14 protein-coding genes are annotated in these 13328 nt (G+C 73.3%); 3 read left to right on the top strand and 11 right to left on the bottom strand.

Annotation, left to right across the window (positions count from 1 at the left end; genetic code table 11):
- Positions 1–3 precede the first annotated feature (3 nt).
- Positions 4–615: a Uma2 family endonuclease gene (locus tag BLV05_RS34940; RefSeq protein WP_046768997.1), complete on the top strand. Its 612-nt coding sequence runs from the start codon at positions 4–6 to the stop codon at positions 613–615.
- A 4-nt stretch (positions 616–619) separates the two neighbouring features.
- Here the strand turns inward: BLV05_RS34940 and BLV05_RS34945 are convergent, their stop codons facing one another.
- The 6 genes from BLV05_RS34945 to BLV05_RS34970 form a co-directional block, all read right to left on the bottom strand.
- Positions 620–1354: a pentapeptide repeat-containing protein gene (locus BLV05_RS34945; protein WP_082155253.1), complete on the bottom strand. Its 735-nt coding sequence runs from the start codon at positions 1352–1354 to the stop codon at positions 620–622.
- Complete coding sequence (gene tsaE, locus BLV05_RS34950; RefSeq protein WP_231948664.1) at positions 1351–1845, bottom strand: tRNA (adenosine(37)-N6)-threonylcarbamoyltransferase complex ATPase subunit type 1 TsaE; 495 nt, start codon at positions 1843–1845, stop codon at positions 1351–1353. Before tsaE ends, BLV05_RS34945 begins: the two co-directional genes overlap by 4 nt.
- A complete protein-coding gene (locus tag BLV05_RS34955) occupies positions 1842–2975 on the bottom strand; it encodes an alpha/beta fold hydrolase (RefSeq protein ID WP_083421468.1) in 1134 nt (377 codons plus the stop codon). The genes tsaE and BLV05_RS34955 overlap by 4 nt, the downstream gene beginning before the upstream one ends.
- Positions 2972–4144: an alanine racemase gene (gene alr, locus BLV05_RS34960; protein WP_407717000.1), complete on the bottom strand. Its 1173-nt coding sequence runs from the start codon at positions 4142–4144 to the stop codon at positions 2972–2974. Before alr ends, BLV05_RS34955 begins: the two co-directional genes overlap by 4 nt.
- A gap of 329 nt (positions 4145–4473) precedes the next feature.
- Entirely contained in the window at positions 4474–5946 is a 1473-nt protein-coding gene (locus BLV05_RS34965; protein WP_152690766.1) for an NAD(P)H-hydrate dehydratase, read from the bottom strand.
- Positions 5943–6302, bottom strand: a complete 360-nt coding sequence (locus tag BLV05_RS34970) for a holo-ACP synthase (protein ID WP_046769044.1) — start codon at positions 6300–6302, stop codon at positions 5943–5945. Before BLV05_RS34970 ends, BLV05_RS34965 begins: the two co-directional genes overlap by 4 nt.
- A gap of 75 nt (positions 6303–6377) precedes the next feature.
- On the opposite strand from BLV05_RS34970, the gene BLV05_RS34975 reads away from it, so the two are divergent.
- Positions 6378–6866 (top strand): GNAT family N-acetyltransferase, encoded by a 489-nt coding sequence (locus BLV05_RS34975; protein ID WP_046768998.1) that lies wholly within the window; start codon positions 6378–6380, stop codon positions 6864–6866.
- A 7-nt stretch (positions 6867–6873) separates the two neighbouring features.
- Here BLV05_RS34975 and glmS read toward each other — a convergent pair whose 3' ends face one another.
- Positions 6874–8721 carry a glutamine--fructose-6-phosphate transaminase (isomerizing) gene (glmS, locus tag BLV05_RS34980; RefSeq protein WP_046769045.1) on the bottom strand — a complete coding sequence of 616 codons (1848 nt, stop codon included), beginning with the start codon at positions 8719–8721 and terminating at the stop codon, positions 6874–6876.
- Positions 8722–8793: 72 nt separating this feature from the next.
- Here glmS and coaA point away from each other — a divergent pair, with 72 nt between their 5' ends.
- Positions 8794–9741 (top strand): type I pantothenate kinase, encoded by a 948-nt coding sequence (coaA, locus tag BLV05_RS34985; protein WP_052762498.1) that lies wholly within the window; start codon positions 8794–8796, stop codon positions 9739–9741.
- 9 nt (positions 9742–9750) lie between these two features.
- On the opposite strand, the gene BLV05_RS34990 is transcribed toward coaA, so the two are convergent.
- The 4 genes from BLV05_RS34990 to rplM form a co-directional block, all read right to left on the bottom strand.
- Positions 9751–10743: a GNAT family N-acetyltransferase gene (locus BLV05_RS34990; protein ID WP_052762499.1), complete on the bottom strand. Its 993-nt coding sequence runs from the start codon at positions 10741–10743 to the stop codon at positions 9751–9753.
- A gap of 157 nt (positions 10744–10900) precedes the next feature.
- Positions 10901–12250 (bottom strand): phosphoglucosamine mutase, encoded by a 1350-nt coding sequence (gene glmM, locus BLV05_RS34995; protein ID WP_046769000.1) that lies wholly within the window; start codon positions 12248–12250, stop codon positions 10901–10903.
- A 103-nt stretch (positions 12251–12353) separates the two neighbouring features.
- Entirely contained in the window at positions 12354–12845 is a 492-nt protein-coding gene (rpsI, locus tag BLV05_RS35000) for a 30S ribosomal protein S9 (RefSeq protein WP_046769001.1), read from the bottom strand.
- A gap of 8 nt (positions 12846–12853) precedes the next feature.
- Positions 12854–13297: a 50S ribosomal protein L13 gene (rplM, locus tag BLV05_RS38010; protein ID WP_046769047.1), complete on the bottom strand. Its 444-nt coding sequence runs from the start codon at positions 13295–13297 to the stop codon at positions 12854–12856.
- Positions 13298–13328: the final 31 nt, after the last annotated feature.

The raw sequence follows: 13328 nt of genomic DNA on the forward strand, positions 1-13328 counted from the left end.
CGCATGGTCGCCGAAACACTGTCCGCGCCGGTCGCGGAACCGGTGCCGACCTGGGTGTATCCACCCGGGGGGTTCACCGCAGAGAAGTTCTTGAAGCTCGAGGGGCTACCGAAGCACACCCAGCTGATCGACGGGAGCCTCGTCTTCGTGAGCCCGCAAACAAGTTGGCACGTGCGTGTCATCAATCTCCTGCTCGACGCGCTCGACAGGCAGGCGCCACCGGAGCTGCGGGCTGACCGCGAGATGTCCGTGCGACTTGCGGTACGTCAGGTGCCGGAGCCGGACGTCCTGGTCGTTGCGGCGCGCGCCTACGACCGCGAGCAGCCGTTCACGTTCTACAACGCCGCCGACGTCCTGCTCGCGGTCGAGGTGGTGTCGGCCGACTCTGTCGAGCGCGACCGCGACACCAAGCCGCGCCGCTACGCCGCTGCGGGAATTAAGTACTTCTGGCGGGTCGAGCACGAGCAGGGCCGGACGGTCGTCTACGCCTATGAGATCGACCCGGCGACCGGCGGCTACGGCCTGGGCGGGATCTACCATGATCGGCTGGTGCTGTCGGTGCCGTACGACATCGACATCGACCTGACGAAGGTGGGCGCAAGGCCGCCGCGCTGAGCCGTCAGTCGACAACGATGCCGAGTTGGGCGAGCAGCTTCGCCGCCTGCTCACCCGAGATCGTGGCGCCGGCCAGCAGGTAGGCCTCCTGCCAGGAGAAGTCGCCGAGGTCGGCGCCGCGCAGGTCGGCGCCGTCGAGCTCGGCCGCCCGCAGCACCGCGCCGCGCAGCCGCGAGTCGGACCAGACAGTGTCGCGCAGGTCGGCGCCGGACAGCACGGCGTCGTCCATGCGCAGGCCGTCGAGCTGCTGGCCGCGCAGGCTGATGCCGGACAGCCCGGCCAGCATGAGGTTGCAGCGCTGGAACGTGGCGCCCAGGCCGCGCGACTCGTCGAACCGGGCGCCGACCATGCGGCAGCCGGTGAACGCCGTGCCGGCGATCAGGGTGCCGCGCCAGGTGGTGTTGGCGAGGTCGACGCCGTCTAAGGTGGCGTCGGAGAGGTCGGCGTGCGAGAAGGCCGCCTTCGGCGCCGTGCCGCCCTTCCACACCGAGCCGTCGAGGTCGGCGCGGCCGAACCCGGCGGCGTCCATGGTGCAAGCCTCGAACGTCGCGCCGACGAGGGCGGCGTTGGTCAGCCGGGCCTCGGTGAGATCGCAGCGGCGGAACACCCGTGGCGCCGGCCCGGGCTGCTCCAGCAGCTCCGACAGGTCGCGTCCGGCGAGGTCGGCGTTCTCGACGTCGGCGCCGGCGGCCAGCAACGCGGCCAGTTCGTCGTCGGTGAGCGGCTGCCGGTCGGTCATGGCCGCACCGCCACGGCCAGCGCCGCCTCGTCCCATCGGGGGCCGACGGCGCGGACGTGCACGTGCCGCACCTCGGCGCCCTCGGGCCCCGCGTCGTCGCCGCCGTGGGAGCGGTCGATGTGGATCTCCAGCCGTTCGCCGGCCAGCCCTTCGGCGACGCCCTCGCCCCACTCGACCAGCGTGACCGCCTCGTCCAGCGTCGCCTCGAGGTCGATGTCCTCGAGCTCGTCCCAGCCGCCCAGCCGGTAGGCGTCGACGTGCACCAGCGGCGGGCCGTCGACCAGCGACGGGTGCACGCGCGCGATGACGAACGTCGGCGACGTGACGGGGCCGCGCACGCCGAGCCCGGCGCCGACGCCCTGCGCGAGCGTCGTCTTGCCCGCCCCGAGGTCGCCGCCCAGCAGCACGAGGTCGCCGGCCCGCAGTACGGCCGCGAGCCGCTCACCCAGCGCCGTCATGGACTCGGCGTCGGGGACGTCGAGGTCGATCACCGCTCGTCCTCCTTGCTGCGCCGCCGGCGCACGGACGCGATGCGGCTGCTCAGCCGCCGCGGCCGGCCGCCGCGGCGGGTCCGGTCGATCAGGGTGCGCAGCGCGTCGGTGACCACCTCGTGCCGTTCCAGCAGCACCATGTGCCCGGCGTCGGTGGCCTCGATGTACTCGACGTCGACCAGCGCGTCGGCGAGGTCGCGGCCGTGCTGCACCGGCGTCATCTGGTCGCGTTCGCCGCCGATGACCAGCACCGGGATCTTCGACAGGACGGGGATCGCCCCGGCGGCGTCGAGCTCGCCGAACAGCGGGAAGAACCGCGCGACGACGTCGATCGGCACGGCCGCGTTCATGATGGCGGTGAACTCGACCAGCTTCGGCGAGCCGCCCTCGGCGAACGCGTAGCGCCTGGTCAGTACGTAGGCGAGGTCGCTGCCCATCTTGCGGCCGCGCTCGACCAGCTCGGGCTTGCGGGCAAGGATCGAGACGGCGGCGGGTGCGGCGCGCCCGGCCAGCCGGCCGAGGTAGCCGGGCAGGCCGAGCCCGGACACGTCGAGCTTCTGCCCGCTGGTGGCGATGAGCGCGACGGCGACGACCCGCTTGCCGAACAGCTCGGGGCGGTCTTCGGCCAGCGCCTGCAGCGTCATGCCGCCCATGGAGTGCCCGATCAGCACGATCGGCCCCTTCGGCACCACCTCGTCGAGCACCTGGCCGAGATCGGCGCCGAGCCGGCGGAACGACAGTTCGCCGTCGTCGGGCAGGGGGCCGGACCGGCCGTGCCCGCGCTGGTCCCAGAACACCAGCCGGGCGGTGCCGCGCAGGTCGCGGCGCTGGAAGTGCCAGGCGTCGGTGGTGAGGGCGAAGCCGTGGCAGAACACCAGCGTGGGTGCGTCGCGGGCGTCGGGCGCTTCGTCGACCTCCACGTGCAGGTCGACGCCGTCGTCGGTGGTGACGGTACGGGCGGCGCCGCGCAGCGAGCCGAACGGCTCGTCGGCGTACGGGTCGTCCTTCTTCAGCGACCGGCCCATGGCGTAGCGCTCGGCGGCGAACCCGACGGCGGCGCCGGCGGTCGCCACGCCGACCCAGGCGCCGATCAGGCCGGCGGTGCGCCCGGCCGCGACGAGCCTGCTCACAGCTCTCCGTTGACGTAGACGCGGGGCAGCCGCGGGGCGAACCGGGTGACGATCTCGTACGAGATGGTACCTGCGGCGTCGGCCCAGTCCTGCGCCGTGGGCTCGCCGGCCTCGGCGTCGCCGAACAGCACGACCTCGTCGCCCGCCCGGACGTCGTCGTCGCGCAGGTCGACGACGAACTGGTCCATGCAGACCCGGCCGGCGATGCGCCGGGTGACGCCGCGCACCAGTACCGGCCCGCCCGGACCGGCGGAGCCGCCGGACGCGTGCCGCGGGACGCCGTCGCCGTAGCCGAGCGGCACCAGCCCGAGCGTGGACTCGCGGTCGGTGACGTACAGGTGCCCGTACGACACGCCCTGACCGGCCGGGACCCGCTTGACCAGCGCCAGCCGGGCCCGCACCGACATGGCCGGGCGCAGCCCGACGTCGGCCGGCCCGACCTGCTGCGGCACCGGCGACAGCCCGTACGTGGCCAGGCCCGGCCGGACGAGGTCGAAGTGGGCGTCGCGCAGGGTCAGCGTGGCGGCGGAGTTGGCGAGGTGCCGGACCTCGGGCCGGACGCCGCGCGACTCGGCCAGCGCGGCGGCGTCGCGGAACGCGGCCAGCTGCTGGGCGTTGGCGGGGTGCTCGGGCTCATCGGCGCAGGCCAGGTGCGACCAGAGGCCGACGACCTCGACCAGCCCCTCGGCCTGGGCCTTCAGCGCGTCGTCGACCAGCGTCGGCCAGTCGGCCAGCGGCGCGCCGGACCGGCCCATGCCGGTGTCGGCCTTGAGGTGCAGCCGGGCGGTGTGGCCGGTCTCGCGGGCCGCGGCGGTGATCTCGGTGACCGCCCACGGCGCCGACGCGGACACGTCCACATCGGCGGCCAGCGCGTCGGCCCACCGCTCGCCGGGCGCGCACAGCCAGGCCATCAGCCGTCCGCCGACCCCGGCGGCCCGCAGTGCGAGCGCCTCGGCCAGCGTGGCGGTGCCCAGCCAGGTGGCGCCGCCGGCCTGCGCCGCGCGCGCCGACGGGACCAGCCCGTGGCCGTACGCGTCGCCCTTCACGACTGCCATGACCTGCGCGGGAGCGGCCCGAACGGCGAGCTCGGCGACGTTGTCGCGGATGGCGGCCAGGTCGACCCGCACCTCCGCGTGCGGCACGGGCCCGGGGCCGTACTGATCGGTCACCACGTCCCCGATTGTGTCAGCCGCCGCCGACAACGACTGTCCGCCCCTCGCGACCGGGCGGGCGGGGTGGTCGCTGCGCCCTTTGCAATGAGCACCGATACGCACCACCCGGGCTCCAGGCGGCGGCGGTGCGTAGAGGAGCTCTTCGCAAGCACTGTGCGGCGGCGCTGTGGCTGCCCGGCCGCCACCGTGCGGCCGCGCTGTCGTCAGGGCCGTAGCGCACCCACACCGTTCCCACAGCCGCGCCGCACAGAGGCGGCCGAGGTCGCCGCCGGGGCCGCGCATCAGGCAGCGGTGCGTATAGGTGCTCATTGCAAAGGCGCGGACGACTACTCAGCGGTCAAGGGGTGGACGGCACCCGCACCGACAACGCCGCGCAGGGACCGCAACACCCCGGGCAGCGCGGCCAGGACGTCGGCGGCGCTCGGGTAGCCGGAACCGGCCGCCGCGCGCTGCCCGGCCAGCCCGTGCGCGTACGCCGCCACGCTGCCCGCGTCGAGCGGCGACAGCCCGCCGGCCAGCAGCGATCCCGCCAGCCCGGCCAGGACGTCGCCGGTCCCGGCGGCGGCCAGCGCCGACGTGCCGGTCGGGTTGACCCGCACCCGCCCGTCCGGCGCCGCGACCACCGTCGTCGAGCCCTTGAGCAGCACGACCGCGTTCCACCGCGTCGCAGCCGCCCGCGCGTGGTGCAGCCGGCGCGCCTCGACCTCGGCCCGCTCGACGCCCAGCAGCCGGGCCAGCTCGCCGGCGTGCGGCGTCAGCAGCGCCGGGCCGGCGAACCGCTCCGGCAGCCCGCGCAGCCCGTCGGCGTCGACCAGCACGGGCAGCCCGGCGCCCAGGGCCGCGCGGACGTCGTCCTCGCGGCCGTCGCCCAGCCCGGACCCGACCGTCCATGCCTGTACGCGCCCGACGACGTCCGGCGACGGCCCGGCGATCGCCTCGGGCCACCGCTGCCGCACCTCGACGGCGACGGCGTCGGGCCCGGCGTAGCGGACCATCCCGGCGCCGCCGTGCAGCGCACCGCCCACCGCCAACACCGCCGCGCCCGGAAACTGCGCCGATCCGGCCAGCACGCCGACCACGCCGCGGGAGTACTTGTCCGACTCGCGGCCCGGATCGGGCAGCAGCGTCGCGACGTCGGCGTCGTCGAGCACCGTCAGCTCCGGCGACGGCAGGTACGGCCCGAGCCCGATGTCGACGTGGTGCACGACGCCGGCCACCGTGGCCGCCGGGTCGACGACCAGCGCCGTCTTGCCGGTCCCGAACGTGACGGTGTGGTCGGCGACGACATGCTCGCCGGGGGTCTCGCCGGTGTCCGGGTCGACGCCGCTGGAGAGGTCGACGGCGACGACGGCGCCGGCCGTGCGCCCCGCCCGCAGTAGCGCCGCCAGCTCGGCCGCGTCGCCGCGCAGCCCGCCGCGCCCGCCGATGCCGAGGATGCCGTCGAGCACCAGGTCGGCCGCGGCCAAGGCGCCGGCGGCGGCGCCGAGGTCCACCAGCCGCCCGCCGGCGGCGCGGAACGCCGCCAGCCCCTCGGCGTGCGCCTTATCGGGGTTCAGCAGGACGGCGTCGGCGTGCGCACCGCGCCGGGCCAGCCGCGCGCCGGCCCACAGCGCGTCGCCGCCGTTGTTGCCGGCCCCGGCCAGCACGACCACGCGCGCGCCGTACACCCCGTCGAGCAGTCCCGCGCACACCGTCACCAACCCCGCGACGGCCCGCTGCATGAGCGCGCCGTCGGGCAGCCGGGCCATCAGCGCGTCCTCGGCGGCCCGGATCTCCTCGACGGTGTGGACGCCGATCACCGGCCCGCCCCCTCGAGGATCACGATGGCCGACGCGACCCCGGCGTCGTGCGACAGCGACAGGTGCACCGTCTCGACGCGCAGGTGCTCGCAGCGGGCCTTGACCGTCCCGCGGACCTCGAACCACGGCCGTCCGTCGGCGTCGCTGACCACCTCGGCGTCGTGCCAGAGCAGCCCCTTGGGCGCGCCGAGCGCCTTGGCCAGCGCCTCCTTGGCGGCGAACCGCGCGGCCTGCGACGCGATCGACCGGGACCGCTCCGCCGGGGTGAAGACCCGGACCGCCAGCCGCGGCGTCCGCTCCAGCGTCTCGGCGAACCGCCGCACGTCCACGACGTCGATACCCACGCCCACGATCACCTGCACCACCCTAGGGGGTGCATCCACGGGGCGTTCCGCATGCCGATACGCCATGGTCGACCTACACTCGCGCGTATGGGCGAATTGACACTCGTGGGCGGATTGGCCGGCGAGCATGTCGTCCTGCGCCCAGTAGCCGCCGACGACGTGCCGATGCTGCTGCACATCATCAGCACGCCGGAGGTCAAACAGTGGTGGGATCCGGCCGGCCTCGGCGACGGCTGGCTGCTCGATGACAGCTCGACGACGCGGTACACGATCCTGGCCGGGCGGCGCATCGCCGGGCTGATCCAGTACTGGGAGATCGACAACCCGCGCGACCGCCACGCCGGCATGGAGATCCTGCTCGACCCCGACCTTCACGGCCGCGGGCTGGGCCGCGAGGCCGTCGGCACGCTGGCCCGGCACCTGTTCGACTCCTGCGACCACCACCGCATCGTCGTCGAGACCGCGGCGACGAACGAGGTCGCGATCCGCTGCTACGCCGCCGTTGGCTTCCGCCCGGTCGGGCTGATGACCGGGCGCGACGGCTTCGTCATGGACCTGCTGTCGAGCGACTTCTGAGCGCCGCTCACTCCACCGTGACGCTCTTGGCGAGGTTGCGCGGCTGGTCGACGTCGAAGCCGCGGGCGCTGGCCATCTCGCAGGCGAACACCTGCAGCGGCACCGTCGAGACGACCGGCTGCAGCAGCACCGGGCACTCGGGCACGCGGATCAGGTGGTCGGCGTACGGCACGACGTCCTCGTCGCCCTCTTCGGCGATGACGATGGTGCGGGCGCCGCGGGCGCGGACCTCCTGGATGTTGCTGACGATCTTGTCGTGCAGCACCGACCGGCCCTTGGGCGACGGGACGACGACGATGATCGGGACGCCCTCCTCGACCAGTGCGATGGGGCCGTGCTTCAGCTCGCCGGCGGCGAACCCCTCGGCGTGCATGTAGGCGAGCTCCTTGAGCTTGAGCGCGCCCTCCAGGGCGACCGGATAGCCGACGTGGCGGCCGAGGAACAGCACCGACGTCGAGTTCGACAGCAGCCGGGCCAGCTCGCGCACCGGCTCCATGGTCTCGAGAACGAGGTCGACCTTGGCCGGCAGGTCGGAAAGGTCGCGGACGACGGAGCGGATCTCGTCGCCCCACTTGGTGCCGCGGACCTGGCCGAGGTAGAGGCCGACCAGGAAGCAGGCGATCATCTGCGTGAGGAACGCCTTGGTGGAGGCGACGGCGACCTCGGGGCCTGCGTGGGTGTACAGGACGGCGTCGGACTCGCGCGGGATGGTGGCGCCGTTGGTGTTGCAGATGGCCAGCACGCGGGCGCCCTGCTCGCGGGCGTACCGCAGCGCCATCAGGGTGTCCATGGTCTCGCCGGACTGGCTGATCGCGATGACCAGCGTCTGGCGGTCGACGACGGGGTCGCGGTAGCGGAACTCGCTGGCCAGCTCGACCTCGCAGGGCAGCCGGGTCCAGTGCTCGATGGCGTACTTGGCGACCATGCCGGCGTGGTAGGCGGTGCCACAGGCCACGACGACGACCTTGTCGACCTCGCGCAGCTCCTCGTCGGACAGCCGCATCTCGTCCAGCGCGAGCAGGCCGTCCTTGCCGATGCGCCCGAGCAGCGTGTTGGCGACCGCCTTGGGCTGCTCGGCGATCTCCTTGAGCATGAAGTAGTCGTAGCCGTCCTTCTCGGCGGCCGACGCGTCCCAGTCGACGTGGAAGTGCTTCCCCTCGACGGCGTTGCCGAAGAAGTCGGTGAGCGTGACGTCGTCGGGCGTGATCTCGACGATCTGGCCGTCGCCGATCTCGAGCGCCTCGCGGGTGTGCGCGATGAACGCGGAGACGTCGGAGGCGAGGAAGTTCTCGCCCTCGCCGACGCCGATGACCAGCGGCGAGTTGCGGCGGGCGGCGACGACGCGGTCGGGGACGTCGGCGTGCACGGCGAGCAGCGTGAAGGCACCGTCGAGGCGGCGGCAGACCGCGCGCATGGCGTCGGTCAGGTCGGACCCGGCGGCGACCTCTGCCGCCAGCAGGTGCGCGACGACCTCGGTGTCGGTCTCGGACTCGAACCGGACGCCGGTGTCCTCGAGCTCGGCGCGCAGCCGGGCGAAGTTCTCGATGATGCCGTTGTGGATGACGGCGACCCGGCCGGACTCGTCGAGGTGCGGGTGGGCGTTACGGTCGGTGGGCGAGCCGTGCGTGGCCCAGCGGGTGTGGCCGAGCCCGGTGCCCGACACCGGCAGCGGCCGCTCCTCGAGCGCCTTCTCGAGGTTCACCAGCTTCCCGGCCCGCTTGACCGAGGCCAGCGCGCCGTCGGCGACGACCGCCACACCCGCGGAGTCGTACCCGCGGTACTCGAGCCGGCGCAGCCCCTCGACGACGACGTCGAGCGCTGCGCGATGTCCTGTGTATCCCACGATCCCGCACACGGCGGTCACTGTAATCGCAGTCGACCCCGGAGCGCGCATCGCCAGGACAAGTCGGCCAGAATGAGGGCCATCATGACTGTCGTCCGTGACTCCTCACCGTTCGTCGACCTGTCTCGCGCCGACTGGGCGCGGCTGCGGGACGAGACGCCGCTGTCGCTGACGGCGGCGGAGCTCGAGGAACTGCGCGGGCTCGGCGACGCCGTCGACCTCGACGAGGTGCGCGACGTCTACCTGCCGCTGTCGCGCCTGCTCAACCTGCGGTTCCGGGCCACGGCGCGGTTGCACGAGGCGACCACGACGTTCCTCGGCGGGTTCGCCGAGCGCACCCCGTTCGTCATCGGCATCGCCGGCTCCGTCGCGGTCGGGAAGTCGACGACGGCCCGGCTGCTGAAGGTGCTGCTGGCCCGCTGGTCCGAACATCCCCGGGTGGCGTTGGTCACGACCGACGGCTTCCTGCTGCCCAACGCCGAGCTGCAGCGACGCGGCCTCATGCAGCGCAAGGGGTTCCCCGAGTCCTACGACCGGCGGGCACTGCTGCGGTTCGTCACGGCGGTGAAGTCGGGCGAGCAGGTCGTGACGGCGCCGGTGTACTCGCACCTGACCTACGACATCGTCGAGAACGAGCGGACCAGCGTCGAGCGGCCGGACATCCTGCTGATCGAGGGGCTGAACGTGCTGCAGCCGGCCCGTCCCCGCTCCGACGGGGTCGCCGGCCTGGCGGTCAGCGACTTCTTCGACTTCTCCCTCTACGTCGACGCCTCGCCCAAGGACGTCCGCCGCTGGTACGTCGAGCGGTTCCTGCGGCTGCGCGAGACGGCGTTCCAGCGGCCGGAGTCGTACTTCCGCCGCTACGGCGACCTCGACCACGACGCCGCCGTCACGCAGGCCGAGCAGCTCTGGGACACCATCAACGGGCCCAACCTCGCGCAGAACATCCTGCCCACGCGCGGCCGGGCCACGCTGACGCTGACGAAGGGCCCGGACCACTCGGTGCAGCGCATCAGGCTGCGCAAGATCTGAACGACGCGCTCAGATATCCCGCTGGTAGGCGGCGGACCAGCCCGCGACCTGGTAGCCGAGCGTCTCGTTGATGGCGATCATGTGCGTGTTGGAGTCGGCGTTCCACGTCCACACCGTCTGCACGCCGGGCCGGTCAGCCAACAGCTGACGCAGGTTGGCCGCCTTGAGCAGCAGGCCGAGCCGGTGGCCGCGGTGGCGAGGGTCGACGATGGTGGCGTCCTGGAAGCCGCTGACGTCGCTGTCGCGCGACACCGTGATCTCGGTGACGCCGGCCATGTCGCCGTCAGGGGCCAGGGCCGCCGCGACCCACGTCGCGCGGTTCATGCGCTCGCGTCGCTGCTCGGAGGTGCGGATGCGCGCGGCGTCCCAGACCTCGGGCTCGTAGTCGAGCTCGCCGAGCGGCGCGTCGGTGCTCATGCGCCCCTCGAGCCGGGCGTACTCGTCGACGTACTCGTCGGGTGCCCTGTCGCGCCAGGTGACGATGCGGTAGTCGGCGGCGTGCGGCCGGGCCGCCTCTTCCGCCCGGGCGATGCCGTCGAGGTCGAACGGCGGCCGCTGCACCCGGGTGATCTCGGTCATGCGGCGGGTGAAACCGTGCTTCTCGGCGAACACCGTGCCCGACGTGCCGTCGCTGCCCGTGGGTCCCTCGATGTAGAGCAGCTGGCTGGTGCGCCCCGCGGCCTTCGACGCCTCGTCGAGGGTGGCCAGCAGCGCGCTGCCGACGCCCCGGTGAGCGTCGTCGGGCCGGACGAAGACCTCCGGCTCGGCGAGCGTGAGGTTGTCGCGCAGCGGCAGCCCCAGCAGTGCGGCGCCGACGGCCTTGCCGCCGTCCTCGGCCAGCCACAGCTTCGCGGCGTGGTGCTCGGTGCCCGCGTAGACGACCTTCAGCTCGGGTTCGAGCCACTGCGGGCCGGTGGGGTGGTCGGCCAGGCGCGCGCCGAGGTAGACCTCGTACCAGGCGGCGAAGTCGGGGTCGGAGGCGTGGATCGGTCGGATCTGCACCCGTCGAGCCTCGCCCGTGCCGCCCCGGCACGGCAACCGGTTTTCGCGGGTCGGAGGGGCGCAGGACGCTGCGCCGGCTCCGCTTCGCGGCGGTGAAGCATGCCGCGTGCGCTCTTGACGCCGGCTCCGCGTCCTCCGCCCCTCCGACTCGGTTTCGCTAGAGGGCCAGTTCGGCCTGGACGGTGGCGGCGAGGCGGCGGGCGACGGTCTCGGCCTGCTCGGGGGTGGCGGCCTCGACCATGACCCGCACGAGCGGCTCGGTGCCGGACGGGCGGAGCAGGACGCGGCCGGTGGCGCCGAGCTCGGCCTCGGCCTCGGCGAGGGCGGTCTTGACGCCTTCGTCGAGCGTGACCCGGCTCTTGTCGACGCCCTTGACGTTGACCAGGACCTGCGGGAGCCGCTGCACGACCCCGGCCAGCTCGGCCAGCGGCGTGCCGGTCGACGCGACCTGGGCGAGCAGGTGGACGGCGGTCAGCACGCCGTCGCCGGTGGTGCCGTGGTCGAGCATGACGACGTGACCGGACTGCTCGCCGCCCAGGTTGTAGCCGCCGGACTTCATGGCCTCGAGGACGTAGCGGTCGCCGACGGCGGTGTCGATGACGTTGACGCCGGCCTGGCGCATGGCCAGCCGGAAGCCCTCGTTGGACATGACGGTGGCGACGACGGAGTCGCGGCGCAGCGCCCCCTGGGACCGCATGGCCAGCGCGAGGATGGCCAGGATCTGGTCGCCGTCGACGACCTCGCCGGTGGCGTCGACCGCCAGGCACCGGTCGGCGTCGCCGTCGTGCGCGATGCCGACGTCGGCGCCGGCGGCAACGACCTCGGCCGCGACGACGTCGAGGTGGGTGGAGCCGCAGTTGTGGTTGATGTTCAGGCCGTCGGGCTCGGCGCAGACCGCGACGACATCGGCGCCCAGGCGGCGCAGCGCCTCGGGAGCGGCGCGGTAGGCGGCGCCGTGCGCGCAGTCGACGACGACGCGCAGCCCCTCGAGGCGGCCCGGCGCGGTGCCCACGACGTGGGAGATGTACGTCTCGAGGCCCTCGGGGTGCTCGTGGACGCGGCCGACCTCGGCGCCGGTGGGCCGGTTCCACGGCTCGCGCAGCCGGGCCTCGATGGCGTCCTCGATGGCGTCGTCGAGCTTCTGGCCGCCCTTGGCGAAGAACTTGATGCCGTTGTCGGGCATCGGGTTGTGGCTGGCCGACAGCATGACGCCGAGATCGGCGTCGAGCATGCCGGTGAGGAACGCCACGGCGGGGGTGGGCAGCACGCCGACCCTGAGGACGTCGGCCCCGGCGCTGGCGAGGCCGGCCACGACGGCCGCCTCGAGGAACTCGCCGGAGGCCCGTGGGTCGCGGCCGACGACCGCGACCGGGCGACGCCCGGAGCCGAACGCGCCGATCTCGCCCAGCACGTGGGCGGCGGCGACGGAGAGGTCGAGGGCGAGCTCGGCCGTGAGATCGGAGTTCGCCAGGCCGCGAACGCCATCGGTGCCGAAGAGACGAGCCACTGAGGGTGCTCCTAGTGGGGGCGGCGGAAGAGGTGGAAACGCGAACGGCCCCGGAGTTCGTGTACCCCCGGGGCCGTTCGCGGAATTCGCGCAGGTGCGCGAATCAGCGCTTGCTGTACTGCGGAGCCTTGCGGGCCTTCTTCAGACCGGCCTTCTTCCGCTCGATGACGCGGGCGTCGCGAGTGAGGAAGCCGGCCTTCTTCAGCGCCGGGCGGTTGTTCTCGGTGTCCACGGCGTTCAGCGCGCGGGCGATGCCCAGCCGCAGCGCACCGGCCTGGCCGGTGACGCCGCCGCCGCCGATGCGGGCGATGACGTCGTAGCGGTCGGTGAGCTCGAGCTCGACGAACGGCGAGCTGACCAGCTGCTGGTGCACCTTGTTCGGGAAGTAGGTGTCGAGCGTGCGGCCGTTGATGGTCCACTGGCCGGTGCCCGGAACGATGCGGACCCGGGCGATGGCCTGCTTGCGCCGGCCGGTGGCCGCACCGGGCTCGATGTTCGAGACGCGCGACGGCGCGGACTCGGAGGTGTAGCTCTCGGTGGGAGCCTCGGTGGGCGCCTCGTCGGTGTCGACCTCGTCGACGGTGGTCTCAGTCATGTCCTCACTCACTGCGCGACCTGGCCGATCTCGTACGGCACGGGCTGCTGGGCCTGGTGCGGGTGCTCCGGGCCCGCGTACACCTTCAGCTTGGACAGCATCTGCCGGCCCAGGCTGTTGTGCGGGAGCATCCCCTTGACGGCCTTCTCGATGGCTCGGCGCGGGTTCTTGTCGAGGAGGTCCCGGTAGGTCGTGGAGCGCAGACCGCCCGGCCGGCCGGAGTGCCGGTAGTCGATCTTCTGCTCCAGCTTGCTGCCGGTGAGCGCGACCTTCTCGGCGTTCACGACAATGACGAAGTCGCCCGTGTCGACGTGCGGCGCGTAGACGGGCTTGTGCTTGCCACGCAGCAGGGTCGCGGTCTGGCTGGCGAGCCTGCCGAGAACGATGTCGGTGGCGTCGATGACGTGCCACTGGCGCTGGACATCGCCGGGCTTGGGGCTGTACGTGCGCACGGTGTAAGCCTTCGCTGAGGTCGAGAGGATG

This window comes from Jiangella alkaliphila (assembly GCF_900105925.1).
GTDB lineage: Bacteria > Actinomycetota > Actinomycetes > Jiangellales > Jiangellaceae > Jiangella > Jiangella alkaliphila.

Coding starts and splice junctions, on each gene's coding strand:
- BLV05_RS34940 (WP_046768997.1), top strand. CDS start 4: ATGGTCGCCGAAACACTGTCCGCGCCGGTCGCGGAACCGGTGCCGACC.
- BLV05_RS34975 (WP_046768998.1), top strand. CDS start 6,378: ATGGGCGAATTGACACTCGTGGGCGGATTGGCCGGCGAGCATGTCGTC.
- rpsI (WP_046769001.1), bottom strand. CDS start 12,845: ATGACTGAGACCACCGTCGACGAGGTCGACACCGACGAGGCGCCCACC.
- coaA (WP_052762498.1), top strand. CDS start 8,794: ATGACTGTCGTCCGTGACTCCTCACCGTTCGTCGACCTGTCTCGCGCC.
- BLV05_RS34945 (WP_082155253.1), bottom strand. CDS start 1,354: ATGACCGACCGGCAGCCGCTCACCGACGACGAACTGGCCGCGTTGCTG.